This is a genomic window from Clostridium sp. C2-6-12 (genome assembly GCF_009928485.1).
Lineage (GTDB): Bacteria > Bacillota > Clostridia > Clostridiales > Clostridiaceae > Clostridium.
In genome coordinates this window covers 70,109-97,096 of sequence record NZ_JAABNP010000013.1, presented here as the reverse complement: position 1 = coordinate 97,096, position 26,988 = coordinate 70,109, and the positions used below count along the sequence as shown (strand labels likewise).

26 protein-coding genes are annotated in these 26,988 nt (G+C 27.9%); 21 read left to right on the top strand and 5 right to left on the bottom strand.

Going from position 1 to position 26,988, the window contains the following annotated elements; translation table 11 throughout:
• The first annotated feature begins 16 nt into the window (after positions 1-16).
• The 5 genes from GXK56_RS12765 (at position 17) to GXK56_RS12745 (ending at position 5,132) form a co-directional block, all read left to right on the top strand.
• A complete protein-coding gene (locus GXK56_RS12765) occupies positions 17-1,507 on the top strand; it encodes a cell wall-binding protein (protein WP_160687892.1) in 1,491 nt (496 codons plus the stop codon).
• Positions 1,508-1,668: 161 nt separating this feature from the next.
• The gene (locus tag GXK56_RS12760; RefSeq protein ID WP_160687890.1) at positions 1,669-2,616 is read left to right on the top strand and encodes a GTP-binding protein; all 948 of its coding nucleotides are present in this window, start codon (positions 1,669-1,671) and stop codon (positions 2,614-2,616) included.
• The gene (locus GXK56_RS12755; protein ID WP_160687888.1) at positions 2,617-3,243 is read left to right on the top strand and encodes a GTP-binding protein; all 627 of its coding nucleotides are present in this window, start codon (positions 2,617-2,619) and stop codon (positions 3,241-3,243) included.
• Positions 3,244-3,323: 80 nt separating this feature from the next.
• Positions 3,324-4,280, top strand: coding sequence for a permease (locus GXK56_RS12750; RefSeq protein WP_243156111.1), 957 nt, complete (start codon positions 3,324-3,326; stop codon positions 4,278-4,280).
• Between the two features lie 105 nt (positions 4,281-4,385).
• The gene (locus GXK56_RS12745; RefSeq protein ID WP_160687884.1) at positions 4,386-5,132 is read left to right on the top strand and encodes a TIGR03943 family protein; all 747 of its coding nucleotides are present in this window, start codon (positions 4,386-4,388) and stop codon (positions 5,130-5,132) included.
• Positions 5,133-5,260: 128 nt separating this feature from the next.
• Here GXK56_RS12745 and GXK56_RS12740 read toward each other — a convergent pair whose 3' ends face one another.
• From GXK56_RS12740 to GXK56_RS12725, 4 genes are all read right to left on the bottom strand, one after another.
• Positions 5,261-7,036, bottom strand: a complete 1,776-nt coding sequence (locus GXK56_RS12740) for an ABC transporter ATP-binding protein (protein WP_160687882.1) — start codon at positions 7,034-7,036, stop codon at positions 5,261-5,263.
• 1 nt (position 7,037) lies between these two features.
• Entirely contained in the window at positions 7,038-8,771 is a 1,734-nt protein-coding gene (locus GXK56_RS12735; protein WP_160687880.1) for an ABC transporter ATP-binding protein, read from the bottom strand.
• A 382-nt stretch (positions 8,772-9,153) separates the two neighbouring features.
• Positions 9,154-10,068, bottom strand: coding sequence for a DMT family transporter (locus GXK56_RS12730; protein ID WP_160687878.1), 915 nt, complete (start codon positions 10,066-10,068; stop codon positions 9,154-9,156).
• A gap of 61 nt (positions 10,069-10,129) precedes the next feature.
• Positions 10,130-11,356, bottom strand: coding sequence for a DEAD/DEAH box helicase (locus tag GXK56_RS12725; protein ID WP_160687876.1), 1,227 nt, complete (start codon positions 11,354-11,356; stop codon positions 10,130-10,132).
• A gap of 716 nt (positions 11,357-12,072) precedes the next feature.
• Here GXK56_RS12725 and GXK56_RS12720 point away from each other — a divergent pair.
• From GXK56_RS12720 to GXK56_RS12705, 4 genes are all read left to right on the top strand, one after another.
• Positions 12,073-13,218, top strand: coding sequence for a cysteine desulfurase family protein (locus tag GXK56_RS12720; protein WP_160687874.1), 1,146 nt, complete (start codon positions 12,073-12,075; stop codon positions 13,216-13,218).
• Positions 13,218-14,375: a tRNA uracil 4-sulfurtransferase ThiI gene (gene thiI / locus GXK56_RS12715; RefSeq protein WP_160687872.1), complete on the top strand. Its 1,158-nt coding sequence runs from the start codon at positions 13,218-13,220 to the stop codon at positions 14,373-14,375. Before GXK56_RS12720 ends, thiI begins: the two co-directional genes overlap by 1 nt.
• Before the next feature lie 133 nt (positions 14,376-14,508).
• Complete coding sequence (locus tag GXK56_RS12710) at positions 14,509-14,760, top strand: hypothetical protein (protein ID WP_347707953.1); 252 nt, start codon at positions 14,509-14,511, stop codon at positions 14,758-14,760.
• A gap of 199 nt (positions 14,761-14,959) precedes the next feature.
• Positions 14,960-15,184 carry a hypothetical protein gene (locus GXK56_RS12705; RefSeq protein ID WP_160687868.1) on the top strand — a complete coding sequence of 75 codons (225 nt, stop codon included), beginning with the start codon at positions 14,960-14,962 and terminating at the stop codon, positions 15,182-15,184.
• Between the two features lie 59 nt (positions 15,185-15,243).
• Here GXK56_RS12705 and GXK56_RS12700 read toward each other — a convergent pair whose 3' ends face one another.
• The gene (locus GXK56_RS12700; protein WP_160687866.1) at positions 15,244-15,975 is read right to left on the bottom strand and encodes a YoaK family protein; all 732 of its coding nucleotides are present in this window, start codon (positions 15,973-15,975) and stop codon (positions 15,244-15,246) included.
• Positions 15,976-16,327: 352 nt separating this feature from the next.
• On the opposite strand from GXK56_RS12700, the gene hisZ reads away from it, so the two are divergent.
• The 12 genes from hisZ (at position 16,328) to cobJ (ending at position 26,933) form a co-directional block, all read left to right on the top strand.
• A complete protein-coding gene (gene hisZ, locus GXK56_RS12695) occupies positions 16,328-17,473 on the top strand; it encodes an ATP phosphoribosyltransferase regulatory subunit (protein ID WP_160687864.1) in 1,146 nt (381 codons plus the stop codon).
• Positions 17,457-18,104 (top strand): ATP phosphoribosyltransferase, encoded by a 648-nt coding sequence (hisG, locus tag GXK56_RS12690; protein WP_202127879.1) that lies wholly within the window; start codon positions 17,457-17,459, stop codon positions 18,102-18,104. The genes hisZ and hisG overlap by 17 nt, the downstream gene beginning before the upstream one ends.
• A 128-nt stretch (positions 18,105-18,232) precedes the next feature.
• Positions 18,233-19,534 (top strand): histidinol dehydrogenase, encoded by a 1,302-nt coding sequence (gene hisD, locus GXK56_RS12685; RefSeq protein ID WP_160687860.1) that lies wholly within the window; start codon positions 18,233-18,235, stop codon positions 19,532-19,534.
• On the top strand, positions 19,521-20,558 hold the full coding sequence (locus GXK56_RS12680; RefSeq protein ID WP_160687858.1) for an aminotransferase class I/II-fold pyridoxal phosphate-dependent enzyme: 1,038 nt from the start codon (positions 19,521-19,523) through the stop codon (positions 20,556-20,558). Before hisD ends, GXK56_RS12680 begins: the two co-directional genes overlap by 14 nt.
• A gap of 71 nt (positions 20,559-20,629) precedes the next feature.
• Positions 20,630-21,217, top strand: coding sequence for an imidazoleglycerol-phosphate dehydratase HisB (gene hisB / locus GXK56_RS12675; RefSeq protein WP_160687856.1), 588 nt, complete (start codon positions 20,630-20,632; stop codon positions 21,215-21,217).
• 156 nt (positions 21,218-21,373) lie between these two features.
• Positions 21,374-21,994, top strand: coding sequence for an imidazole glycerol phosphate synthase subunit HisH (hisH, locus tag GXK56_RS12670; protein ID WP_160687854.1), 621 nt, complete (start codon positions 21,374-21,376; stop codon positions 21,992-21,994).
• Complete coding sequence (gene hisA, locus GXK56_RS12665; protein WP_160687852.1) at positions 21,991-22,707, top strand: 1-(5-phosphoribosyl)-5-[(5-phosphoribosylamino)methylideneamino]imidazole-4-carboxamide isomerase; 717 nt, start codon at positions 21,991-21,993, stop codon at positions 22,705-22,707. Before hisH ends, hisA begins: the two co-directional genes overlap by 4 nt.
• A 96-nt stretch (positions 22,708-22,803) precedes the next feature.
• Positions 22,804-23,565: an imidazole glycerol phosphate synthase subunit HisF gene (hisF, locus tag GXK56_RS12660; RefSeq protein WP_160687850.1), complete on the top strand. Its 762-nt coding sequence runs from the start codon at positions 22,804-22,806 to the stop codon at positions 23,563-23,565.
• Between the two features lie 244 nt (positions 23,566-23,809).
• Positions 23,810-24,139: a phosphoribosyl-AMP cyclohydrolase gene (gene hisI / locus GXK56_RS12655; RefSeq protein WP_160687848.1), complete on the top strand. Its 330-nt coding sequence runs from the start codon at positions 23,810-23,812 to the stop codon at positions 24,137-24,139.
• Between the two features lie 181 nt (positions 24,140-24,320).
• Positions 24,321-24,647, top strand: a complete 327-nt coding sequence (hisE, locus tag GXK56_RS12650; protein ID WP_160687846.1) for a phosphoribosyl-ATP diphosphatase — start codon at positions 24,321-24,323, stop codon at positions 24,645-24,647.
• A gap of 469 nt (positions 24,648-25,116) precedes the next feature.
• Entirely contained in the window at positions 25,117-25,992 is an 876-nt protein-coding gene (locus tag GXK56_RS12645; protein WP_160687844.1) for a phosphate ABC transporter substrate-binding protein, read from the top strand.
• Positions 25,993-26,207: 215 nt separating this feature from the next.
• Positions 26,208-26,933 carry a precorrin-3B C(17)-methyltransferase gene (gene cobJ, locus GXK56_RS12640; RefSeq protein ID WP_160687842.1) on the top strand — a complete coding sequence of 242 codons (726 nt, stop codon included), beginning with the start codon at positions 26,208-26,210 and terminating at the stop codon, positions 26,931-26,933.
• Positions 26,934-26,988: the final 55 nt, after the last annotated feature.

Genomic DNA, 26,988 nt, shown 5'->3' with positions numbered 1-26,988 from the left:
AAAGGGAGACGATTAGATGCAGCACAATAAATTGAAAAAATTAGTTATACTATGTGCTATTTTATGTATTAATAGCATTCCAACAGCAGCTTTTGCAAAAGAAGTTAAAACATCCGAAGAAATTGTTCAACAAACTAATATTCAAGAAAAGGTTAAAATTGAGGAAAATTGGCTTACTAAAGAAGTTTCAAGCCAATTAAGAAAGGACGTAAAAAATCTTACAGAACAAGATTTTTTAAATATTAAGAAAATTAGTCTTAGATACAAAAACATAGGTGATGATATTCCTAAAGAAATAAAATTGCTAAAAAACTTAGAATATTTAGATTTAAATTATTCAGATATAAAAGGGGAAGTTCCAGAAGATCTTGGTAATTTAGCTCAGCTTAAATATTTAGATTTAGGAGATAATAAATTCACAAAAATACCAAATTCAATTTTACAAAAAGCTTCTAAAGGTAATTATACATATTGCGATTTGGAAGGAAATCAATTTAAACTTGATGAAGGATGGTATTTATTAAAAGGGAAATGGTGCTATTTAGATAGATATGGCGATAGAATAAAGGGAAACAAAAAAATAGATGGAAAAGAATATGAATTCAATGAAGATGGTAATGTAAGAGAAGGTTGGGAAAGTGATAAAGATAAAAATTGGTTTTTTTATGACAGAGAAAAAGGCTTGATAAAAAATGATTGGAAAAAAGTAAATGAAAAATATTATTATTTTAATGAAAATGGAATAATGCAAAAGGGTCTTCAAACAATTAAAGGTGTTAAATATTTTTTAAGTGATAATGGGGACATGCTTACTGGCTGGGTGAAAATAGATAATAAGTATTATTTCTTTTCAGGTAATGGAGCTATGCAACGTGGTTGGTTAGATTTAGATAATAAAACATATTATTTAGATGATACAACTGGAGCTATGGTTGCAGGAACAGAGAAAATTATTAATGGTAAAAAATATAAATTTTTAACAGATGGATCAATGGTGAGGAATGTATGGCTAGATAGCTATAATTATGTACAAGCTAATGGTGAAACTGTAAATACATATTATAATTATTCTCATTCTAATGCTAATTATCAATTATTTAAGTATATGACAGATGTAAATAATCAACTAAGTGTTGATAATACTGCTGTTTGGCTTCATGGAGGAGCAACGGATAATAATTGTGTGTTCTTTTCTTCAGAAGCATTGAGAAGAATAGGGGTTAATATTCCACGTTCAGTTGCTAATACATATCAACTTGAAAATGAATTAAAGGGAAGAGGTTTTTCATATAGTTATGACTTTTCTCAAATAAAACCAGGGGATATTGTGTTTACAAATAATTATAGTCATGTGTATATCTTCATGTGCTGGGATAGAGATGGATATGCATATATTGTAGACAATCAAAGAACAATGTATGGAAATTTAGTACTTCATAGAAGAAAAGTATTAACTGATACTGATATTTCAGACAGATCAACTCATTTCTTCTACTATCCGTCTTAGAAAATAAATATATGAAGTTTTATATACCTTGCAGGTAGATTTTAAATTCTATCTGCAGGGTATTTTTATTTTATGGAATTATTGCTAGGAAAATTTTATTCATATATAAATCCTTAATAAAGTATAAATATATATGAATTAAATTAAGAAGGGTAGTAAAAATGAAAATTCAAGTTGATATATTTTCAGGATTTTTAGGTGCAGGTAAAACTATGCTAATTAGGAAGTTGTTAATTGAAAATGTGTATAGTAAAGATACAATTATTATAGAAAATGAATTTGGGGAAGTTGGTATAGATGGGGACATATTAAAGGAATGTAATATTTCAGTTAAAGAAATTAATTCTGGTTGTATATGTTGCCAAGTATCTGGTGATTTTAGTAAAGCTATAGCTGAAGTGATAAAAAAATATAGTCCAGTTAATATAATAATTGAACCATCTGGTGTAGCAAAATTAAGTGAAATTATTAATTTATTAAAAGAAGAAAACTTGAAAGATAAAATTGAAATTAGAAATATTATTACTGTTATCGATATTAAAAATTATGAATTATATATTAGAAATTTTAAAGATTTTTATGAAAATCAAATTAGAAATGCATATAAGCTTATTTTAAGTAGAAGCCAATTAGTTGATAAACTTAAAATTGAAAATGTAGTTAATTCATTAACAAATTTAAACTCTAAAGCAGAAATAATCCATAAACCATGGGAATATTTGAATGGATTTGATTTAATTGAAATCAAAAGGGAAAAAGAAATAAAAGAAAAAAATATTATTAAGTTAAATGCTAATAAAATAGTAAAAAGAAAAGCAAATAACGAAGTTGATAATATTTTTGAGAGTTATCCTATTGAATTTGATTTTAATATGAATACAGAAGAAATTCAAAAAAAGTTTATATTTATAGAAAGTAGCAGTAAGTTTGGAAAAATAATAAGAGCAAAAGGTATTACAAAAGGAACAGATGGAAGCTATTATCAATTTGATTATGTGCCAAAGGAGTTTAATAGTAGAAAGATTAAATGGGCTAATAGGAAGGTTGTTTCAATTATAGGAAGTGAATTAAATAGAAAAGAATTGAAGCAATTATTTGGAGGATTATAAATGAAGATACATATGGATATCATCTCAGGATTTTTAGGTGCTGGAAAAACAACTTTAATAAATTCTCTTATAAGTGAAAGTAAAGTTGAAGGAGAAAGGATTTGTATTTTTCAATTAGAAGATGGAAAAGAAAAGATTGCAGAAAATTCAAATAATAATTATCAAATTAAAACTAAAAGTATAAGGGATATAAAAGAATTAAAACAAGAACTTATATTTTCCATAGCTGAGTTTAATCCTCATAGAATAATTATAGAATATAATGGCACGTGGGATTTGAATGAATTATTCCTCATGTTAAATGAAAAAATTTATAGAGAAACTTGTAAAGTAAAATCAGTATTTTTTGTTGCAGATGGAAAAACACTAAATGAATATATTGATAATATAGGTGGATTTATAATTCCGTTTATACAGTATTCAGATGTTATGATTGTAAATAATATTGATGAAGCTAATACAAAATCTTTGGAAAAAGGTTTAAAAAAATTAAGAAATATAAATCCTCATGGAAATGTTTTAGAAGTTAATAATAAATTTATTTTAAAATCAGTTCTTAAAGGTGCAAAAGTTTTTGAGAGTGGATATTTAAGAAAGATAAAAATACAATATGAAAGTAGCAGATAATAATAAGAAGGAGTATAGGCTGGAAATGAGGAAGATTTATGAGTAAGAATAAAATTTTAACTTTTGCAGCTTTAAGTGGAATGATTTTTTTACTAGTATTATTTTTTCAAAGAATTATAGAAACTTTAGAGATAAAACAGTTGGGGGATTTTGCAAATATTTTTATAAGTATAATTCTTGAAGCAATGCCCTTCATTATTTTAGGCTCCTTTATATCTGCTATAATTCAAATTTTTATATCTGAAGAACGTATAGTTAAGTTAATTCCAAGAATAAATATATTTGGATATTTTGGAGCAGCATTAATCGGACTTATTTTTCCAGTTTGTGAATGTGCTATAGTACCTATAACAAGAAGTCTTATTAAGAAAGGAATGCCTATTGGAATGGGAATAACATTAATGCTTTCAGTCCCTATAATAAATCCAGTAGTTATAATGTCAACATATTATGCTTTCTACGATAAACAAGTTATGGTGCTACTTAGAGTGGCGGGAGGTTTTGTAGCAGCAATTTTAATAGGAATCATAGTAAATTTACTAAAAGGAAATGAAGAGAAAGTAGTCTTAAATAATGGAGAAGATAATAATTACTATTGCAGTTGTGGCTGTAATAGCTTTTTAGGTAAAGAAAATAAATTGAAAGCAGTGTTTGAACATACTAATAGAGAATTTATAAATATAATGGGATATTTGATTTTTGGTGCCTTTATTTCAAGTGGATTTCAGGTCATACAAGCACAAGGAGGCTTGAATTATATTTTTGATAATAAGCTTTTAAATATAGTTTTTATGATGTTTCTTGGTTTTGCTTTATCCCTATGTTCTGAAGCAGATGCTTTTGTCGGAAGAACTTTTCTAGAAGCTTATTCTTTTAGTGGAGTAGCTGCGTTTCTTTTATTAGGGCCAATGCTTGATTTTAAAAATTTAATAATTCTTCTTGGTGCCTTTAAAAAGAATTTTGTATTTAAATTGGCGATAGTTACAATCAGTATTGTATTTATAATTTGTAGTATGTTTCTTATATGTGGAATATAAACTTAATTATAGTGTTGTTAATAATTCGATTAATCTAATGCAACACATGATTTGGAGCTAGAAAATCTTTTATAATAGATATGAAAAAATGAAAGGAATAAAAAGTTGAGACGATTTAATTTAGATGAATTTTTATGTTTTATAATTTTTATTCTATTAGATATAGCAATAATTTATTTAACTGTTACTGGAAAAATTGATTTCTACGTAGGAAGAAAGATGATTATTTATATTTACATTACTATTGTGATGATAAGTATAATGATTTTATTTCAGTTTCAAAACATATTTACTTTTAAAAGAAATAGTAATTTAAAAATGAAATTATTGCCTATATTATTTACTATAATACTCGGGATAATTTCAATTAATCATCAAGAAACCTTTAAACATAATGAATTAAACAAAGATTTTAAAGAAAACACTTTAAATATGAAATATTTATATGAGCATGAATTAAATTTAGGTGTAAATCAAAAGGAAAATAGCAAAAAAGAAGTTTTAGTGATTAATGAAAATAATCCAATGGTACTTGATGATATAAGAATAGATCCAGAAAAATATATTGGTAGAAAATTAGAAATACATGGTTTTGTATGCAAAGAAAATTACTTAAATATAAATCAATTTATTATAGGAAGGGTTATAATGGATTGTTGTGCAGCAGATTCAAAAGTTGTAGGAATAGTAGGTGAATATGAAAAAACATGTGATTTAAATGAAAATGAAAAGATTATTGCAAAGGGAAAAGTGGGGATTGCAAAAATAATTGATAGCAATAAGGTTAATCATAAAATACCTGCTTTAATAATAGAAAATTTACAGGAAGAAAAGGATTTGAATTTTAAATAAATACAATAAATGAACTAATGTCATAAATAATCTTTTAGGTGGAGATGAAAATAACAAAAAATAAAATGTGCTATAACAAGCGTATAATAGGCTTGTTATAGCACATTATTTTAGTTAATAATAGAAAATTAAGCATCTTGTTTAAGGAAAGTATACTGAGCTGTATACAACTTATGGTAGTATCCATGATTTAAAAGTAATTGTTCATGGTTACCTTCTTCAACTATTTTACCATGAGAAAGGACAAAGATTTTATCACAATCTCTTATAGTAGAAAGTCTATGAGCTATTACTATTGAAGTTCTGCCTTCCATAAGCTTTTTAATACCATCTTGTACAAGGATTTCAGTTTCAGTATCAATATTTGCTGTTGCTTCATCTAATATTAATATTCTAGGATCTGCAATTAATGCTCTTGCAAAAGCTATTAATTGTCTTTGGCCAAGAGATAATCTTGAACCTCTTTCATTTACGTTTGTATCATATCCGTCTTCAAGCTTTTCAATAAATTCATGAGCATTAACAGCTTTTGCAGCTGCAATTACTTCTTCATCAGTTGCATTTAATTTACCATAACGGATGTTTTCTTTAATTGAGGTAGAAAATAAAAAGGAATCTTGAAGCATTATTCCCATTTGACTTCGTAGGGATTCAATATTTACTGTTTTAATATCTATTCCATCGATTTTTACTGAACCAAAGGTTGGATCATAAAATCTGCTTATTAAATTAGTTATAGTTGTTTTACCTGCACCAGTTTCACCAACTAATGCAATTTTTTCTCCTGCTTTTAGTTTGAAAGAAGTATCTTTAAGGGCAGCGCCATCTCCCTTAGAATATGAAAAGGTAACTTGGTCAAATTCAATATCTCCCTTAATTGTAGGAAGATTATTATTAGCAGAATTTTCATCCAACATATCACTTTTTGTATCTAAAATATCAAAGATTCTTTCTCCTGCAGACATACTAGTTACAAAAGCATTATAAAAAGAAGAAAGATTTATAATTGGTCTCCATAGCATATCGATATACATAAAGAAAGCCATTAAGGTACCTAAAGTTAAATTGTTTTGTCTGTTTAATATATAACCTGAAACCAGTAGTATAACAAGGCTTAGTCCACGAAATAAATCTAAAAAAGGCCAAAAGAAATCTTGTGTATAAACGGCAGTCATAAAGCCAGTAGCATGATTACCTATATGATCATCAAATTTATCTTTAGCGTATTTTTTCTTACTAAAGCCTTGAATTACCTTCATACCAGAAAGTGATTCATGAGTGTATCCAATTAATGAGGAACGATGCTCTCTAAAAACCTTCCACTTTTTATCAGCTTTAATTTCTATGACAAACATAGCAATTGTAAGCAGCGGCATTGTAATAAGACATACGGCTCCAAGTATAGGATTTAATATAAGCATAACTGAAACCACCAAGATAATAGTGAAAACATTAGGAATTAAATTTACTATACTGTTATTTAATAAATTTTGAAGAGCATTTACATCACCAACAACTCTGGAAATAATTTTTCCAACAGGTCTGTTATCAAAGAAATTAAAACTCAAGGTTTGAATGTGAGTGTATAAGCTGTGCCTGATATCAACTAATATTTGATTAGTGATTTTAGACATAGCTATTGTTCTAATTCCAGATAAAATCATTGAAAGTATATTGACTAATATTAATGCACCTCCTAGAAATAACAGAGATTTAATATTCTTTTCTGCTACAAAAGTATCAATAGACATTTTCATTAAATATGGTGTTAATGTACCACAAGCCATTACTATAAGTAACAGGAAGATTACAAATATTACTTTCATTTTATATGGTTTTACATAAACTAATAATCGTTTGATTATTTCTATTTTAGAAGATTCATTTGTTATATCATTATTCATATTAATTCGCCTCCAATTGAAGTGCTTCAAAGTCTTGGAATTGATGAGAATAAACATTGTGATAATACCCTTTAGCATTAACTAAATTAGCATGATTACCAATTTCTACAATTCTACCATCCTTCATAAACAAAATAATATCTGCATCTTTAACACCAGAAATTCTATGAGCAATTATAAAGGTAGTAGCTTTTTTCTTATCATTTTTTAGATTTTGAAGAACTTTAAATTCAGTTTCCATATCAAGAGCAGAAGTTGAATCATCAAGAATCAATATAGGTGATTTTCTAATTAATGCTCTTGAAATGGCAAGTCTTTGCTTTTGGCCTCCAGATAAGCCTAGACCTCTTTCTCCAATAACTGTGTCAAAACCGTCAGGCATTTCTTTAATAAAAGAATAAGCAGTACTATCTTTAACAGCTTTTATTAAAGCACCTTCAGATTTATCACTTCCAAAATCAATATTATTTTTTATAGTATCGGAGAATAGGAAAGTATCTTGAAATACTACAGACATATGAGCTCTCAAGGTATCTAAATTCCAATCCTTAACATTCACATTATCTACTAAGATTTCACCTTTAGTAACATCATAATATCTGCCTATTAGAGCAAGTAAAGTACTTTTACCACAGCCAGTAGTTCCCATTATGGCAACAGTGCTACCGTGAGGAATATTTAAATTAATATTGTGTAAAACTTCAACGTTGTTATATGAAAAACTGACATTTTTAAAAATAATATCTCCTTTAACTTCGGTTGGATTGTAACAATTTTCTTTAGAAAAAATTTCAGGCTTTCTGTTGAAGATTTCTTTTATTTTTTCCATAGAAGCTTTATTTTGAGAAAGTAAGTTAATAAGAGAACCTAAATTTCTAACACACCATGAAATATTAAATATATAACTGGTGAAAGCAACTAATCCTCCTAAGCTTAAATTACCTTGAATACATAAATATCCACCATAGACAATCATTAAAATAGGAGCACTATTTGTTAAGAACTCAATTAATGGACCATAAGTACCAACTATTTTTGCTTGCTCAACATTCAAGTCAAAGAATTTTTCATTTACCTTTAAAAATTTAGAAATTTCGTGTTTTTCACGGGCAAAAGCTTTTACAAGTCTTATACCTGAAACATCTTGTTGAACTATAGAATTAATTTCAGCAGTTTGATCACTGATTTGTGAATATACTTTCCAAAACTTCTTGTCCATAACTGTACCAATGTAGGCTACTGGAAGTAATACCGCTAAACATATAATTGTTAATGAAGGATTTAAAGTAAACATTATAACAACAGATATTGAAAATAGTATTATAGCTTCAATAAATACTCTCATTCCAAAAGCCAAAGTATCCCAAACTACATCAACATCTTCAACTATTCTTGAAAGTAGTTCACCAGTATTGTTGTTATCAAAAAATGAAAATTCAAATGATTGAAACTTAGAATATAGGTCTTGTCTCAATTTCTTACATACAACTAAAGCAAATTTATCAAATAAATATTCTTTAAGGTAACCTAATCCACCTTGGATCAAAGCAAATGATATTATAGTTATAATGAACATGAATAAATAATCGTCCATACCACCAAGAATAATATTATCAATAAATATCTTTTGAAGATAAGGGTAAAAACTATCTATGCAAATGCATCCTATCATAGCAGCAATAGGAATAATTAAGAATTTCCAATGCTTTTTAATATAAGTATTAAATAATGTCAAAATAATTCACTCCTTTTAGAATTATTGATGTTTAAAATAAATTGTTATTAGAAATATTTAAAATTATCATTTCTTTTGGCGCCGGTGAAAAATAATAATTTTAAGCACAAAAAAACACAGCCATTCAGAGCTGTGTTAAATATCAATAGAAATATAAATATAAATATAAATAGTTAAATGCTGTATAACTAATATATTTCGTATATCATTTTTCCTTGAGGTTTCACAGATGAATTAATAAAAATATAATTATTTATTTTTAATGTAATTCTAAATATTTTATTAGTTTTCATAGTTTAACCTCCTTAAAAATTATTTTTTAAACATCTGGCTTTACTGTACCACATATTTACAAAATATGCAATATAAAATAAAAAATAAATTAATTTTCTATGGTTTGACGTCTTTGAAATACATTTATTTTAAGACCATGCTCTGAAATATACACACCAAGGAAAATTAAAATAGCTCCAAGGCTTGAATAAAGAGTCATCTTTTCATTTAATATGAGTACAGAAAATATTAATGTAATTGCAGGAATAAGATATATATAATTATTGGTTTTTACTACCCCTAGCTTGTCTACTGTATAATTCCAAACTACATAACAAAGACTAGATGCCACAATTCCCAAAAATAAAAGATTAGAAAGTGACTTGAAAGTTAAAATTTTATCTACATCAAAATTGAAGTCTGATGTGAATAAAAAAGGAATCATAGTAAGTAGAGCATAGAAGAATATTTTTCGTGTTAGGTATAAAGTGTTATATTTACTTCCAAACTTTTTCGTAGTTATTGAATAAATAGACCAAGAAATAGCTGCCCCTAAAGCAAGAATATCGCCAAGTGGGTTAAGTTTTAACATAAAATTGCCATTAAAAATAACTAGAAAAACCCCTGAAATTGCAACTATAAAACCTAAAAATAAATTTTTGCTGAGTTTTTCTCCCTTGGTAAAAAAATGTGCTAGAAGGGCTGTTAAAATTGGTGCTGTTGCAACAATTAAGCTAACATTCGAAACTTGTGAAATTTTCACTGCAGTATTTTCAGTTAAAAAATAAACAGAACCACCTGCTATTCCTGCAATTAAAAACATAAACTCTTCCTTTATGGATTCAATTTTATGAAACTTTGGGTGAATTATTAGCAATATGAAATAAGCTATAACAAATCTATAAAACATTACTTCAAGAGGAGTGAAAGTATTTAAGAGAATTTTACTTGAAATAAAGGTAGTTGCCCAAATTATAACTGTTATTAAGGCTAAAAGATTTAAGAAAAGTTTTTTGTCAGTCATGAAATTTATCTCCTTTTAAATTGTTGAAGGCTAAGGAAAAATTTATCCTTAACCTTTAATTTTATTTATGAAACTTAGATTTATTGATTTTATTATTATAGGATGAACCGCTTTTAGGTGTAATTTGGCTTATTTCAGAAGAGTAATGAAAGTCTTCTAAAACACCTCCAAAAATTTTCTTTTGTTTAAATTCTACATTGAACTCTTTTTCATATTTTTTTATTATATTAAGCTGTTTAACAGTAGCGATACATATAGAAGTACCACTTGCATTTCCTCTAGCAGTTCTTCCAGACCTGTGTAAATATTCATTTAATTTTAGTGGCAAATCTAAATGGAATACATGAGTTACTCCTTCTACATCAAGTCCTCTTGCTGTAACATCTGATGAAACTAGTATTTTAATCTTTCCAGTTCTGAAGCTTTCAATTGCGAGTTTTCTGTCTTCTTTTGATATTTTGCCTGTCATAGCATAACAATCTTTGTTGTGATAATTAAGCTTTACAGTGGTTAATTCAATATCTTCGTTATCATTAACAAATATGATTGCTTTTTCTGGTTTTACAGCAGCAAGAAGTTTTCTTAATGTTTCAAACTTATCACGTCTGTCACATACCACATACATATGCTCAATATTAGGGTTCATAAGAGGTTTATCTTCAGCTTTTATGATTACAGGATCTTTCATTAAATTTTTAGCTGTTTCAAGAGTTTCAGCTTTTATAGAGGCTGAAAACACCATAAGTTGTCTATCTCTCATAGTAGTCTTGATTATATCTTTAGTAATACTAGCTCTTTTAGGATCTAATAAATTATCCCCTTCATCAATTACAATTGTTTTTATAGTATGACTAGTAATCTTCTTTTTTCTGATTAAATCAAGAATTCTTCCAGTTGATCCAACAATTATATGAGGTTTAACTTCTTTAAGTTTTTTTATTTGATTATTTATATTTACATCTCCAATGATAGATAAAGAAGTTACAGGAATGTTTGAATTTACTGCAAGAAGCTTGATTTGTTCTTCAATTTGTATAGCAAGTTCGTGAGTAGGAGCTAATATTATTCCTTGCATTTCTCTCTTTGAAGTATCTATCTTATGGAATAATGGAATAAGATATGCTAAAGTTTTACCGCTTCCAGTAAAAGCTTCCCCAACAATATCTTTATTTTCAAGTGCAGGTCCAATAGATAGTCCTTGAATTTCTGTTGGAGTGTCTATACCTTGTTTTTTTAATGCTTCAATTATATTTGAATTTATGTTTAAATCAGTAAAAGAATTATTCATAATTTCTCCTTTATAGTTTATTTTAAAAAATAATGTAGATAAATAACTAAAACTTAAGAAAGTAAATAGTTTCATATTGTTTCTATAAATTTGAGTCTACACATTTTCAATTAATTATATCCTTTATGTTTACATTTTTCTAGTTAAAATTGTATGTTTATAAATATATGTACTTAATTTAATTGAATTCAATGAAAATTATTTGATTGTTAATTAATGATAATATTATTTGAAAGTTTTAACAAAGAAAAATATAGTAGTTTTTTATAGATCTATTAAAAATAATTTGAAAAATAAAATTAAAAATACAAATAAAATACTAAAAAAGACTTTTGTATAAAAAATATTAAAATATATGTTGCATTTTGTCATAATGGTGATATAATTAAATTAACCCTAATAAATACTAATAAATATCCCTTAACAATTTTTCTCTCTCTCCTAAGCAGTAAATATAACGATTTATTTACTGCTCTTTTTTTATTTCTAAAAAAAGACTATGCAGATAAAATTTTTTTGTTATAATAAAACTTGTAAAATGCATAGTAAATCTATCGGATAAACAAGAAAATGTAAATTCAGATGTAATTTTGTAAGAATTTTAGGAAGTTAATATATTTCAAATGATATATTTTATAGATAAATTAATTATGGAATTTTACTTGACTGGTTTTATTTAATGTTATTAGATTAGTGCTGAAAGGAAGGTAAATTGTATGGAAGTTTATTTTGATAATAGTTCAACAACAAAGATATCAGAAGATGTAATAAATGAAATTGTTTTTGGAATGAAGAATTTTTTTGGGAATCCATCATCATTGCATAACTTGGGATTAAAGAGCGAAAAAAAACTAAAAGAATGCAGAGAACTATTAGCTAAAACAATAAATGCAAAAGAAAATGAAATATATTTCAATTCAGGAGGAAGTGAAGGAAATAATTCTGTTCTTAAAGGAATACTAAAAGATGGAAGCCATTTTATTACAACTCCTTTTGAACATCCATCTATTTTAAATATCATCAAGAAACTTGAAGGCAATAACATAAAAGTTACTTTTTTAAAGATAGATAAGGAAGGAAAAGTTGATTTAGAACATTTAAAAGAATCAATAACTAAAGATACTGCATTAGTTTCAATAATGCATGTTAATAATGAAATAGGTGTGATTCAAGATTTAGAGGCCATAGGTGCTATTGTAAGAGAAAAGAGCAGCAGAGCTAAATTCCATGTTGATGCGGTTCAAGGATATGGAAAGTTCTTTATAGATGTTAATAAAATGAATATAGATTTTCTCACAGTCAGTGCTCACAAGTTTCATGGCCCTAAAGGAGTAGGATTCATGTATATTAAAAAGCCTAATTCATTAAGTCCATTAATTGAAGGTGGAAGTCAGGAATCTGGAGTAAGAGCTGGAACCCAAAATATACCAGGGGTTATGGGAATGACATTAGCTGCTATAGTAGCTAATAGAAATATAAAAGAAAATTATAATAAGGTTTTTGAAATAAAAGAAAGATTTATTGAAAAATTAAAATCTGTAGATAATATAAATATAAATAGTCCTCTGAGTGAAAACTTTTCACCATATATTTTGAATGTTTCGTTTAAAGGCGTAAGAGGAGAAGTACTTCTTCATTTCTTAGAGGAAGTTGAAATTTATGTATCAACTGGATCAGCATGTTCGTCAAAGGAAAGAGAAAAGCATGGAGGAAGTTACGTGCTAAAAGCACTAGACTTAAGTAAAGATGAAATTCAAGGGGCAATTAGATTTTCATTTTCTGATGATAATAATCAGGAAGAGGTTGATTATGTAATAGAGAATTTAAATAAGGGACTTAAATTTTTAAGGAGGAAAAGATAATGAAAGAACTAATTTTAGTAAAGTATGCGCCAGAAATATTTTTAAAGGGGTTAAATAGAAGTAAATTTGAAAAAAAATTAAGAGATAATATTGGAAAGAAACTTGAAGGAATAAAAATTGAATTTATACATGATAGTGGAAGATATTTTATTCAAACTGATGAAGTTTACGAAAGTGTGAAAAGAATCAGTAAAGTGTTTGGAATTTCAGAAGTATGTGTAGTTGAAAAAATAGAATCTGACTTAAACACTATAAATGATGCCGCTCTAGAAAAAGCAAAGCAAGCTAAAAGTAATACATTTAAGGTAGTGACTAATAGAGCAAACAAGCATTTTGAATTAAATTCTATAGAGGTTTCAAGAACTGTTGGCGCTTTTATTCTCAAAAATTTTGAAAGTGAAATAACTGTTGATGTTAAGAATCCTGAATTAATAATAAATGTGGAAATAAGAAATAATTTCACATATATTTGGACCAATAAAGATGTTACTAAAGGTGCAGCAGGATTGCCATATGGAATGAACGGAAGTACAATGCTTATGCTTTCAGGTGGAATTGATTCTCCAGTAGCAGGCTATTTAATGGCTAAGAGAGGTGTTGAGGTAAACTGTGTATATTATCATAGTCATCCTTATACATCTGAAAGAGCTAAAGAAAAAGTTAAGGATTTAGCTAAAATCCTAGCTGAATATACAGAAAAAATAAATTTATACATAGTTCCATTTACACAAATACAAATGGATATTATAGATAAATGTAGAGAAGATGAACTTACTATAATAATGAGAAGATTTATGATGAGAATTGCTTGCAAACTTGCTGATAAATTTGGAATAGACTCAGTTAGTACTGGAGAAAGCATAGGTCAGGTTGCAAGCCAAACAATGGATGGACTTATAGTAAGTGATGCATGTTCAGATAGACCAGTGTTTAGACCGCTAATAGCTACAGATAAGACAGATATAATGGAAATTGCAAGAAAGATAGGCACTTATGAAACATCAATTCTTCCTTATGAGGATTGTTGTACTATATTTGTTCCTAAACATCCAAAGACTAATCCAAAGCTAGATAAAATTGTAAAAGAAGAAGAGAAGTTAGATATAGATAGAATAGTGGAGGAAGCCGTTGAAAATCTTGAAGTGGTGACTTTTTAATTTTTACGTTTATTATTATTGAAATGTAAATATATAAATTAAATATAAAACATATATTGTAAGTGTTATGTAATTTGAATTATACTTAAAATAAGGATAATAATATCATTAAAAATGGGAATTTGAGAGAGGGATGTTAGTGATAATTGTAAATTGTGCGTTAAAACAAGAGGACATAATAAAAATTGTGGAGAATATTGAAATAGAAAGCAAAAAAGTCTTTAAGTATAATAAAAGAGATGGAATTAGAATTTTTTTTGAATGTGACTATAATGACATTGAAAAAGCTTGCAATATTGTAAAGAAGGAAATCTTTAAAACCAAGCTTGGTAAGGCATTATTTTATAATGTTGTTGATGTTAAAGAATATCCTTGGATAAAATAATAAAAAGTACTTTGCTAAGAAAGTTTAAAAGATAATTTATACTCAAAAAAATTGATAAAAGCATAAAAATATGATATATTTATGCAAATGATATGTTTAATTTTGAAATAATTATATAACAAGAAAATAATTACAAAAAAGTTAATTGAATATCATAAAATATTTTTATATAAATTTAATAGAAAAGGGGTATAAATAAATGGTAATAGTAAATTGTGCCTTAAGACAAGACGACATAATATCAATTGTAGAAAATATTGAAGTTGGAGGAGCAAAACCTTATAAATTTATTAAAAAGCAAGGACTTCAAATTCATTTTGATTGTGAGCTTGGTGCAGATCAAGATCCAGCAGGAACAGCAAAAAAAGCAATAAAAGCAACTGAAATTGGTAAAGCTTTATTCTTTAGTGTTACTGCACAATAAGAATATTTTATAAAAATAGGACTGCCACTTCAACATTCTTGTATGTTGAAGTGGCAGTCCTATTTTTGTTTACTTTTTGAAGAAATAAATTTATAATCATCTATTCTAAATAACAACAAAGATATAATTAAGACCAATGAAGCAAACCATATTGATTTAACCCCCAATAATAAAGTTAATAATCCTGAAAGGCAAGCACCAATAATAAAGGAAAAAATTATTGCTATATATCGCTTTGTTTTTAATGCCGAATTTCTGTCTTTTTTTGAAAATGCTTTATAGGCAGCTTGGGAAGCTGTTCTTAAGTTACCAGTACACATAGTTGTGCTGTAAGGTGAATCAACTAATTTATTAAATGAAGCAATTTGCACAGAAGAAACAAATGAAATTGGTAAAGTAGCAAATGCATGAGGCATTGTGCTTGGAATAAATCCTACAATGAAAAGTACAGTTACTTCTATTAGTATAATGATTTGTTCTGAATATGTAACTGAAGCAGAAGAAGGAAAATCAAAGTCTTTAATTTTTTCAGTGACGATAATGCCTAGTATAAATGCTAAAATTGGTAAAAGTGCCATAAATGCTTGGACAAAATCACCTCTAGCCGCATCTAAAGCTACAAGAACAATGTTTCCTGTTTGAGCATTTGCAAAAACACCACCTCTACAAATAAAAGTATAGCCATCTAAAAAACCGCCTACTATTGCAAGAAGAATCCCTAGTCTTATTGATTCTGAGGTACTAATATGTACATCACTTTTGTTATTATAAAAAATGTTATGAGTAATCAATATTAAAACATCCCCTTTTTATAAGTTAAGAATTTAAGAATTAAATATATTAATTCTTAATAAAAATTTGTTAATTAGTATTTCTTACTTACTATCTCTTATTTACTCATTATTTGTACTGCCTTTTAATATGATAGTTAACTTGTTAAAAAAAATCAACCAATATATTATAGAAGTTTTAATAAATGTATTTTTTTATGATTTTTTAAATAAAGAATATTATAATTATAATTGAACCTAGAATTATTGACAGTATATAAAAAATAGTATATTATAAATAAAACATCAATTTAGTGTGCTAAATTGATAAAACGATATAGCGATCAAGTAATAAAGATGGGTGGGCTGGATAATGGATAAAAAAAATGTGCTTCCAGAAGGAACAAGGGATTTAATATTAGACGAATGCATTATTAAAAGGTCGTTGGAAAGAAATATAGATAATATTTTTGAAAAGTGGGGGTATAAGGAGGTTATAACTCCAACATTAGAGTTTTATGAAACTTTTAATCATGATTCTCAAAGTTTAAGAGAAGAAGATATGTATAAATTTTTTGATAATAGAGGCCGCATATTAGTTTTAAGACCTGATATGACAATTCCTATAGCTAGAGTTGTAGAAACCAAGTTTAAAGATACTGAGTTGCCTATAAAGCTTAGATACACTTCAAATGTATTTAGAGTTCATGCAAGTCTTGGTGGAAAGAGAAATGAATATACAGACTGTGGAATTGAGCTAATAGGGCTTGAAGATAAAAAATCTGATTTGGAAATTTTAGTTTTAGCTTTGGAAGCTTTAAAAAAATTAGGATTAAAAGATTTTAAATTAGAAATAGGAAACATAGGTTTTTTTAATGGGGCATTTAAGAACTTGGAAATAGAGCAGCAATACAAAGAAGTTATTGCACAATTTATAGAGGATAAAAATTTAAAAAGTTTAGAGGATTTTTTATCAGGTCTAGATATTAAGGAAGAATATAAGATGTTTTTTAACAAACTACCTTGGATGTTTGGAAATAAAAAAGTATTAGAAGAGGCCAAGAAATTAGCATTTAATAATGATATAAAAGAAAATTTAGAATATTTAGAAGAATTGTATTCTCAGCTTGAAGCCTTAGGTTATGGAGAAAATGTAACATTTGATTTGGGAATGGTCCCAAGACTTAATTATTATACTGGAATTATTTTTAGAGGATATGGTGAAGGCGTAGGAAATACACTTTTAAGAGGTGGAAGATATGATAATTTAATTAAAGCTTCTAAAGAATATGTTCCTGCAATAGGATTTTCAATAGACATTAATTCTGTAATTGAAAATGTTAAACAAAATGGTAGTATTAATAAAAATCAAAATGTTTATAAGATATATTATAATCCTGAAAACAGAATTAAAGCTATTAAAAAAAGTGAAGAACTTAGAATTCAAGGATTTATAGTTGAGTTATTACCTAAAGAAGATATTAAAGAAATCAAAATTGTTAATGGGGGGGAAGAATAAAATGAGTATAAGTATAGCATTAACAAAAGGAAGATTGGAAAAGGAAACTGTTAAGATTTTAGATAAAGCTAATTTTGATCCTTCAGAATTAAAGGATAAAGGAAGAAAGCTCGTATTTAAAGATGGAAAAGAAGATATAAAGTATTTTTTAGTAAAAGCTGCTGATTCAATAACATATGTAGAACATGGTGTGGCTGATCTTGGAGTTGTTGGCAAAGATACAATTTTAGAAAGTGATAATAACTGCTATGAAGTATTGGATTTAGGTTTTGGAAAATGTGGTTTTATAGTGGCATCTCTACCTGAAAGTGATATTTTTAAGAAGGTTGGGCATATAAAAATAGGCACTAAGTATCCTAAAGTAGCCAAAGATTATTTTAAAAACAAAGGTATGGATGTTGAAGTGATAAAAATAGAAGGTTCAGTAGAACTTGCTCCCATACTTGGCTTGTGTGATGGAATTGTAGATATTATGGAAACGGGAACTACTTTAAAAGAAAACGGCCTTGTTGTATTGGATAGGATTTGTGAAATAAGTGCTAGACTGATAGTAAATAAAGCAAGTTTTAAAATGAAACAAAATGAAATTTGGGACTTTATAGATAAAATTAAAAAAGTGATTAATAATTGACAAAAAACGTGAAATGTTGATAATTATAATTAGTATATTTTAAATAATTATTAAAAAATATCTAAGTTGATTAAAAGATTAATTTTTATAATTATTGATATTTTATAACAAAGGGGGCTATTTATCGTATGTTGAAATTTATGGAAATCACTGAAAGCAATAAAAACAGTTTGATTAAAGACCTTAAAGCAAGAAATGTAGAAACAGAACAGGAAGTGATTTTAAGCGTAAGCAATATTTTATCAAAAGTTAAAAAAGATGGGGATAAAGCTTTATTTGAGTTTACTAAAGCTTTTGATAAAGTTGAACTTAAAAGATTGGAAGTTTCTGCTGAAGAAATAGGCGAATGCTTTAATAATGTGGAAGAAGATTTTATTGAAGCATTAAAAGAAGCAAAAGCAAATATTGAAGATTATCATAAAAAGCAAAAAGCAAATGGATTTTTAATGACAAAGGATAAGGGTGTTTATTTAGGACAAAGAGTTCTTCCACTTGAAAGAGTTGGTGTTTATGTTCCAGGAGGAACAGCAGCATATCCATCTTCAGTATTAATGAATGTAATACCAGCAAAGGTTGCCGGTGTAGATGAAATTATAATGGTAACACCTCCAGATAAAGACGGTGGAATTAATCCTTATATAGGAGTGGCGGCTAAGATTTCTGGAATAGACAAAATATATAAAGTTGGGGGAGCTCAAGCAGTTGCAGCTTTAGCTTATGGAACAGAAACTATAGAAAAAGTTGATAAAATTGTTGGACCTGGAAATATATTTGTTGCTACTGCTAAAAAATTAGTGTTTGGAGAAGTTGATATTGATATGATTGCAGGACCTAGTGAGATTTTGGTTATTGCAGACGAAAAATCAGATCCAGCATTTGTTGCAGCAGATTTAATGTCTCAAGCAGAGCACGATAAATTAGCATCATCTATATTAATAACAACATCTAAAGAATTATATGAGAAGGTTGAAGTTGAATTAGAAAAACAAGTAAAAACTCTTGAAAGAGAAGAAATAATAAGAGCATCTCTTAAAGATTTTGGAAGTGCAATGTTATGTAAAACCATTGAAGAATGTATTGATATTTCAAATGCAATTGCACCAGAACATCTAGAAATTATGGCTGATGAACCAATGAAATATTTAGGGATGGTTAAAAATGCAGGATCAGTGTTCCTAGGAAGATATTGTCCTGAACCTATTGGGGACTACTTTGGAGGAACAAACCACGTATTACCTACAAGTGGTACAGCAAGATTTTTCTCACCATTATCAGTTGATAGTTTTATAAAAAAATCCTCATTTATTTATTATTCTAAGGAAGCAATTATAGAAAATGGAGCAAAAATTATAACCATGGCAAATAAAGAAGGTTTGACTGCTCATGCTAATTCTGTGAAAGTGAGATTGAATAGCAATGGGAATCTATAATGAATATCTTAATTCCTATGATGAATATACAATTAATCTAGATAGTAATGAAATTTATCTAGAAATGGATGAGAAAATACTAATGAATATGAAATCTTGCTTAACAAGTATACAAATGCATAGATATCCTACTAATGATATGAAAACTATTAGAGAATTATATGCAGCTTATGCAGGAACAGAAAGCAAAAATATTATTGTAGGAAATGGTTCGGATGAAGTTATAGACCTTGTTATAAGTAAAGTAATTAAGCCAGGTAAAAAGGCTTTAAGTTTGGGACCAGACTTTGTAATGTATGATTTTTATGTATCCAGGTTTGGTGGAGAGCTTATAACTTATGATATTGCTGGTTCAATGAGCTTTAATGTAAATGAATTTATAGAACTTGGAAAAAAAGAAAATGTTGAGTTGATAGTTTTTTCTAATCCTAATAATCCTACTGGTATTGGAATTGATTTGGAAAACATAATTGAAATACTAGAAGCCTTTAATGATAAAACAGTTCTTGTAGATGAAGCTTACTATGAGTTCTTTGGTAAAACAATGATTCCTTATATTAATAAATATAAGAATTTGGTTGTAACTAGAACTCTATCAAAAGCTTGGGGGCTTGCATCCTTAAGAGTAGGTTTTTTAATATCAAATGAAGAAAATGTTAGTGAATTAATTAATTATAAGATACCTTATACAATAAGTTCATTTTCACAAAACTTAGCTTCGATTGTATTAAAGTATCCTCAAAATGTTTTGAAAAATGCTAATTTAATAATAGAGCAAAGGGAAGAACTATTTAAGAATCTAAAAGAAATTGAAAAAAATGCAGCTATGAAGATTCAATTTTATCCATCTAAAGGAAATTATATTTTTGGACGAACACCCCATAAAGAAGCACTTATAAAAGGTCTTGAGAATAATGGAATCGTAATTAGAAATTTTGCAGATGACACTTTTAGAATAACTGTTGGTTCACCAATGCAAAATAGAAAAGTAGTGGATGGAATAAAAAAGATTTTTGTATACTAATAGTGATGAAAGATTTAAATTGAAAAAGTATATTTTGCACAAATTAGCAAAATAAATTTAAGGGGGCTAATATGTTAGATAGATGCTCAAAAAAAGAAAGAGTAACAAAAGAAACTAGTATTAAATTAGAAATAAATTTAGATGGATCAGGGAAAAGTGAAATAAATACAGGTGTTGGATTCTTTGATCATATGCTTAATTTACTTTCATTTAACAGTAAAATTGATTTAAAAGTTTTAGCTAAAGGTGATTTGGAAGTTTGCGATCACCATACAATTGAAGATATTGGTATAACACTTGGAGAAGCTTTTAAAGAAGCTTTGGGTGACAAAGCAGGTATAAATAGATATGGAACTTTTTATATTCCTATGGATGAAACTTTAGTTTTAGCATCTTTAGATATAAGTAACAGACCATTTTTAGTATTTGATTGTGATTTTAAAAGAGAAAAGGTTGGAGAAATGTCAACAGAAATGGTAGTTGAGTTTTTTAGAGCGTTTGCATTTAATGCAGGAATAACACTTCATTTAAAAGTATTATATGGAGAAAATGATCATCATAAAATAGAAGCATTATTTAAAGCATTAGGAAGGGCTTTAAAAGAAGCTAAATTTAGATGTGAGGAAAATGGTATTCCATCTACTAAAGGAAGCATTTAAGTCAGTTAGCAGTTAACAGTGCAGAGTTAACAGTTATTAGGAGAATGTTTCGTTTATCGTTACAACATATATAAAATCAAACAAATGCTATAGCATTTCATCATCAACTGTTAACTGTTAATTGCTAACTGTTAACTGAATTAGCGGGGTGTGTTAATGATAGTTATAATAGATTATGGAATGGGAAATTTAAAGAGTGTAAAAAATGCCTTGGATTTCCTAGGTCTTGAAAGTAAAATATCATCTGATAGAGAAGAAATAAGAAAAGCTGATGGATTAATATTGCCAGGGGTTGGAGCATTTCCTGATGCTATGGATACTATAGAAAAATTATCTTTAGATGAAATAATAAAAGAAGAAGTTGCAAATAATAAGCCTCTTTTAGGTATATGCCTTGGAATGCAGTTGTTATTTGAAAAAGGCTTTGAAGGTCTTGAAAGGGATGGTCTTGCTTTATTAAAAGGGAATATAGTAAAAATGAAGGAAGATAAAAAAAGTAATATTAAGATTCCTCACATTGGTTGGAATAACTTAATATACAATAAAAAAGATCCTTTATTTAATTCCATAGAAGAAGGTAAATTTGTATATTATGTACATTCTTATTTTGTACAGGATTATGATAATGAAGATTTAATAGCTTATAGTGAATATGGTGAAAACAAGATTCCTGGAGTAGTTAGACATAATAATGTTATGGGGGCACAATTTCATCCAGAAAAAAGTGGAGATGTGGGATTAGCTATTTTGAAAAATTTTGGGGAGTTGATTAAATGATAATTTTACCGGCAATTGATATAATTGATGGAAAACCAGTGAGATTGTATCAGGGAGATTACGATAAAAAAGAAATTGTTGCTGATGACATATTTGAAACAGCAAAATCTTTTGAAGATATGGGGGCTGAATATCTACATTTAGTAGATTTGGATGGAGCTAAAAGTGGTAGTAATGAAAATCACGAATTAGTTATAAAAATTGCTAATATGCTTAAAATTCCGGTTGAATTAGGTGGAGGAATACGTTCTTTTGAAACAATTAAATATTTATTGGATAACGGTGTATCAAGAGTTATTCTTGGAACTATTGCTATGGAAGATGAAGCGTTGTTAAAAAAAGCAGTAGATACATATGGAGAAAAAATTGCAGTTGGAATAGACTGCAAAGATGGCAAGGTATATGGAAGAGGTTGGCTTGCAGGCAGTGATTTAGATTATGTTGATTTTGCTAAGAAGATGGAAAGCGTTGGTGTCAAAAACATAATAGTTACTGATATAAGTAAAGATGGAACATTAGAAGGACCAAATGTTGAAATGCTAAAGAAATTAAAAGAAACTGTAAATATTGATATTACAGCTTCAGGTGGAATACGTGATATAGAAAATATTAAAGAACTAATGGAAATAGATGTATATGGAGCTATAACAGGTAAGGCAATATATGCTAAGACCTTGTCTTTAGAAGAAGCAATAGAAATTTCAAAGCAATAAAAATAAAAAGTTAATAGTTAATGGTGCTCAGCTAGCAGTTAAAAACAACTGTTAATTGTTAACTGTTAACTGCTAACTGAATTAACGGGGTGGGTTATGCATACAAAAAGAATTATTCCTTGTCTTGATGTAAAAGAAGGAAGAGTAGTTAAGGGTATCAATTTTGAAGGCTTAGTTGATGTTGGAGATCCTGTTGCATTGGCAGAATACTACAATAAGCAAGGTGCAGATGAATTAGTTTTTTTAGATATAACTGCTACTCATGAAAAAAGGGGCATAATGGAAAAAGTAGTTCAAAGTGTAGCTGAAAAGATATTTATTCCTTTTACTGTAGGTGGGGGATTGAAGAACTTAGAAGATATAAAGTCTATACTTAGAGCAGGTGCGGATAAAGTAAGTTTAAATTCAGCAGCTGTGAGAGATAAAAGTCTTATTAAAGAAGGTGCTTTTTATTTTGGAAGCCAATGCATAGTACTTGCAGCAGATGCAAAAAAAAGAGCAGATAATACTGGCTGGAATGTAGTAATTAACGGTGGACGAATTGATACTGGTATGGACTTATTAAAATGGATTGAAGAGGCAACAGCTCTTGGTGCTGGAGAAATTCTTTTAACATCTATGGATGCAGATGGAACCAAACAGGGTTTTGATTTAGAATTAACTAAAGCTGTTAGTGATATAACTAATGTACCTGTAATTGCATCAGGAGGATGTGGATGTTTACAAGATTTTTATGAGGTATTTGAAACTAACATAGCAGATGCAGCTCTTGCAGCTTCACTTTTTCATTATGGAGAGTTGACTGTTGATGAAGTAAAAAGTTATTTAAATGAAAGAGATATTCCAGTACGAATATAGATAGGGATTTATAATTCCTAGAATATACACATATAAAAAGAGTGGCTTTGCCACAATACGGAACTTTATAATCACAACCAAGAACTTAATCCAAGAACTTTTATTTTGTAAGGATTGAAATATACAAATATGATAAAGATACGTAATTTTATAAAGTGCAGTAATAAGCACAACCAAGAGTCTTTTTAATTTCTATAAAGCATAGGAGATTAAGAAAATTCCAGACTCAGAAAGGAAGTTTCATATGGAAATTTGTGAAAGAGTAGATCAGGTTGATTTTGAAAAATGCAATGGTCTAGTTCCAACCATAGTTCAAGATTATAAAACTAGAGATGTGTTAATGCTTGCATACATGTCTAAGGAAAGTTTGAAAAAAACTTTAGAAGGAGATACTACTTGGTTCTATAGCAGAAGCAGAAATGAACTTTGGAATAAAGGTGCAACTTCTGGGCGCTTTCAATATGTTAAGGAAATAAAAATAGACTGCGATAACGATACTATTTTAATACTAGTAGAGCAAACTGGAGCAGCTTGCCATACTGGTAATAAAACTTGTTTTTATAGAAATCTGTGAATCAGTAAGCAGTGCACAATTAATTTATAATTTGTTATTGCTAGTTGAATTAATTGGAAGTCAACTTTGAATTAAACTGAACATAATTATTTCAATAAATAATATAAAGATAAATAGAAAATATATTATAACTGTTAATTGTTAATTGCTAACTGTTAACTGTTTAAATGGAGGGGTAGAAATGGGAGATACTATACAAGAATTGTACGATGTGATATTAAAGAGAAAGACAGAAGGCGAAGAAGGTTCTTATACAAAATATCTTTTTGAAAAAGGAACTGATAAGATTTTAAAAAAAGTTGGGGAAGAATGTACGGAAGTTATAATAAGTTCCAAAGAAGATAATAAGGAAGAACAAATTAATGAAATTTGTGACTTAACATATCATGTGCTTGTTTTAATGGCTCAATTAGATATTTCGGTTGAAGAGGTATCGGCTGAACTTGAAAAGAGAAAAAATAAAATTAATAATTTTAAAGGTGAAAGAAAACCGGTAACAAATGTTTAGTATGAAAGAGAGTGCTTTATGCAGTCTCTTTTACTTATTCCTAGAAAATTTCAATGAAAATCAAAAGTTTAACCATGGCATTACTTCTGATTTACACTAATTATATTTAATGATAAAATATAATTAAAGTAAGATAATATTTATATTTCACTCAAATAATTTTAATTGATTTATCATACTATATTTTTAATTTTAGTAATTGTTTTAGAGAATATTGTATAGAAATTATAAATAAAATTTTAATAATAATTAATGAGTGATAAACGGTAATGGGATATAAAAAATATAATCTGAGTTTATATGTGTAAAACTAGTATTTATAGCTATCACTCATAAAAGAGTGGTAGCTTTTTGTATTGTTAGTTCAAAGCAAGAAATTATTTTCGAGTAAAAGAAAATAGATGTTAGGATTAGGTATTAAAGAGTGAGAATAGCATAACATATATTTTAGAGAAGGAGGTAAGTGGCTATGAAAAATAGTAAAAGAGTAAAAATTATATTAAGCTGGTTGTTTGTTTTGCTTATAGGAAGTTTTATTGCAGCATGTGGAAATAATTCGGAAAAAGAAAGTGAATATATAACGATTAGTGGTTCTTCAGCTTTATTACCTCTTATGGAAAAGTCTATTGAAAAATTTAATGAAAAATATCTTTATAAAGAAATCGGGGCTCAAGCAGGAGGCTCAGGTACTGGATTAGCTCAAGTCTTAAATGGAGCTGTCAATATTGGTAATTCGGATATGCCAGCAGAAGAAAAGTTAGATAAGGCACTAGCAGATAAATTGATTGACCATAAGGTTATTGCCCAAGGTTTTGGAGTAGTAGTAAATAAATCACTAGGAATAGAAAATTTGTCTTCCAATGAAATTAGAGATATATTTTCCGGTAAGATAAGTAACTGGAAAGAGGTGGGAGGGCCTAATAAAGAAATTCTATTAATTCATAGGACAGCTGGTTCAGGAACAAGAGCGACTTTTGAAAGAACTTTACTTGGGGGAGATAAAACCTTAGAAAATGACTCCATAGGGGTAACTCAAGATTCTAATGGTGCAGTTTTAAGTGTGATTAAATCAAATGATGGTGCAATAAGTTATTTATCTCTTGTATATATGAATACAGGGGATGCTAAGAAGTCATTAAATACATTGAAGATAGATGGAGTTGCATGTAATAAAGAAAACATTATTAATAATTCTTATAAATTTTGGTCTTGGGGCCATATGTATACTAAGGGTGAAGCAACAGGATTAACAAAAGAATTTATTGAATTTATATCAAGTCGAGATAATTATTCAAGTATAGAAAGTTTAGGATTTATTTCAGGAAGTGAAATGAAAGTAAAGTAAGAATAAATGTGTGACCACAATTTTAAAATTTAAAAGAGGAATGCAATGCATTTCTTTTTTTGTTCACATTAGTAAAATCATAAGAAGTTTTTAAAGTAAATAATTTGTTGTTTATTATAACACTATATATAATTTGTGTGATAAAATAATATAATGTATTTCTAAAAAGAATAATTATTAAATAACATAAAATTAAAAGATTGGTGGATTAATAAATGGGAAAATTAAGTGTAATAGGAATAGGACCAGGTAGTATTGAAAACATGAGCTTAAGAGCTTTAAAAGCAATAGAAGATAGTGAAGTAATTGTTGGATATAATAAGTACATAGATATGATAAAGGAGTTGATCGGAAATAAAGAATTATACTCGACAGGAATGAAGGGGGAAGAGGCTAGATGTATAGAAGCTTTAAAATTATGTAAAGATAAAAATGTAGCTTTAATAAGTACTGGAGATGCTGGTATTTATGGAATGGCTGGATTAATCCTAGAACTTAGAACTGATGAAGAAATTGAAATAATTCCAGGAATTACTGCAAGCAGTGCAGCAGGCTCTATAATTGGGGCACCGCTTATGCATGATAATTGTAATATTAGCTTAAGCGACCTTATGACACCTTATGAAGATATAAAGAAGAGAGTAAAGTTGGCAGCAGAGGGAGACTTTGTTATATCATTATACAATCCGAAAAGTAAAGGAAGACCAGATTACTTAAGGGAGTGCATAGAAATAATAAAAGAATTTAGAGCAGACAATACTCCTGTTGCAGTAGTAAGGCATGCACTTAGGGAAGGGCAAAGCTATAATTTATTTACTATTAAAGATTTTGATCCAGAAGTAGTAGATATGATGTCAATTGTAATAGTAGGAAATTCAAAAAGTTATTATAAGGACGGAAGTTTTATAACTCCTAGAGGTTATTCTTTAAATAAATTATAATGTTTATATTTATGAAGCTTTTTGAAATTTAAAGTAGCTTTAGCATATAAACTTA

Excerpts from the sequence above, each read along its gene's own strand:
- GXK56_RS12765 (WP_160687892.1), top strand. The coding sequence starts at position 17 with ATGCAGCACAATAAATTGAAAAAATTAGTTATACTATGTGCTATTTTA.
- GXK56_RS12760 (WP_160687890.1), top strand. The coding sequence starts at position 1,669 with ATGAAAATTCAAGTTGATATATTTTCAGGATTTTTAGGTGCAGGTAAA.
- GXK56_RS12755 (WP_160687888.1), top strand. The coding sequence starts at position 2,617 with ATGAAGATACATATGGATATCATCTCAGGATTTTTAGGTGCTGGAAAA.
- GXK56_RS12750 (WP_243156111.1), top strand. The coding sequence starts at position 3,324 with ATGATTTTTTTACTAGTATTATTTTTTCAAAGAATTATAGAAACTTTA.
- GXK56_RS12740 (WP_160687882.1), bottom strand. The coding sequence starts at position 7,036 with ATGAATAATGATATAACAAATGAATCTTCTAAAATAGAAATAATCAAA.
- GXK56_RS12730 (WP_160687878.1), bottom strand. The coding sequence starts at position 10,068 with ATGACTGACAAAAAACTTTTCTTAAATCTTTTAGCCTTAATAACAGTT.
- GXK56_RS12725 (WP_160687876.1), bottom strand. The coding sequence starts at position 11,356 with ATGAATAATTCTTTTACTGATTTAAACATAAATTCAAATATAATTGAA.
- GXK56_RS12720 (WP_160687874.1), top strand. The coding sequence starts at position 12,073 with ATGGAAGTTTATTTTGATAATAGTTCAACAACAAAGATATCAGAAGAT.
- thiI (WP_160687872.1), top strand. The coding sequence starts at position 13,218 with ATGAAAGAACTAATTTTAGTAAAGTATGCGCCAGAAATATTTTTAAAG.
- GXK56_RS12710 (WP_347707953.1), top strand. The coding sequence starts at position 14,509 with ATGTTAGTGATAATTGTAAATTGTGCGTTAAAACAAGAGGACATAATA.
- GXK56_RS12705 (WP_160687868.1), top strand. The coding sequence starts at position 14,960 with ATGGTAATAGTAAATTGTGCCTTAAGACAAGACGACATAATATCAATT.
- hisZ (WP_160687864.1), top strand. The coding sequence starts at position 16,328 with ATGGATAAAAAAAATGTGCTTCCAGAAGGAACAAGGGATTTAATATTA.
- hisG (WP_202127879.1), top strand. The coding sequence starts at position 17,457 with ATGGGGGGGAAGAATAAAATGAGTATAAGTATAGCATTAACAAAAGGA.
- hisD (WP_160687860.1), top strand. The coding sequence starts at position 18,233 with ATGTTGAAATTTATGGAAATCACTGAAAGCAATAAAAACAGTTTGATT.
- GXK56_RS12680 (WP_160687858.1), top strand. The coding sequence starts at position 19,521 with ATGGGAATCTATAATGAATATCTTAATTCCTATGATGAATATACAATT.
- hisB (WP_160687856.1), top strand. The coding sequence starts at position 20,630 with ATGTTAGATAGATGCTCAAAAAAAGAAAGAGTAACAAAAGAAACTAGT.
- hisH (WP_160687854.1), top strand. The coding sequence starts at position 21,374 with ATGATAGTTATAATAGATTATGGAATGGGAAATTTAAAGAGTGTAAAA.
- hisA (WP_160687852.1), top strand. The coding sequence starts at position 21,991 with ATGATAATTTTACCGGCAATTGATATAATTGATGGAAAACCAGTGAGA.
- hisF (WP_160687850.1), top strand. The coding sequence starts at position 22,804 with ATGCATACAAAAAGAATTATTCCTTGTCTTGATGTAAAAGAAGGAAGA.
- hisI (WP_160687848.1), top strand. The coding sequence starts at position 23,810 with ATGGAAATTTGTGAAAGAGTAGATCAGGTTGATTTTGAAAAATGCAAT.
- hisE (WP_160687846.1), top strand. The coding sequence starts at position 24,321 with ATGGGAGATACTATACAAGAATTGTACGATGTGATATTAAAGAGAAAG.
- GXK56_RS12645 (WP_160687844.1), top strand. The coding sequence starts at position 25,117 with ATGAAAAATAGTAAAAGAGTAAAAATTATATTAAGCTGGTTGTTTGTT.
- cobJ (WP_160687842.1), top strand. The coding sequence starts at position 26,208 with ATGGGAAAATTAAGTGTAATAGGAATAGGACCAGGTAGTATTGAAAAC.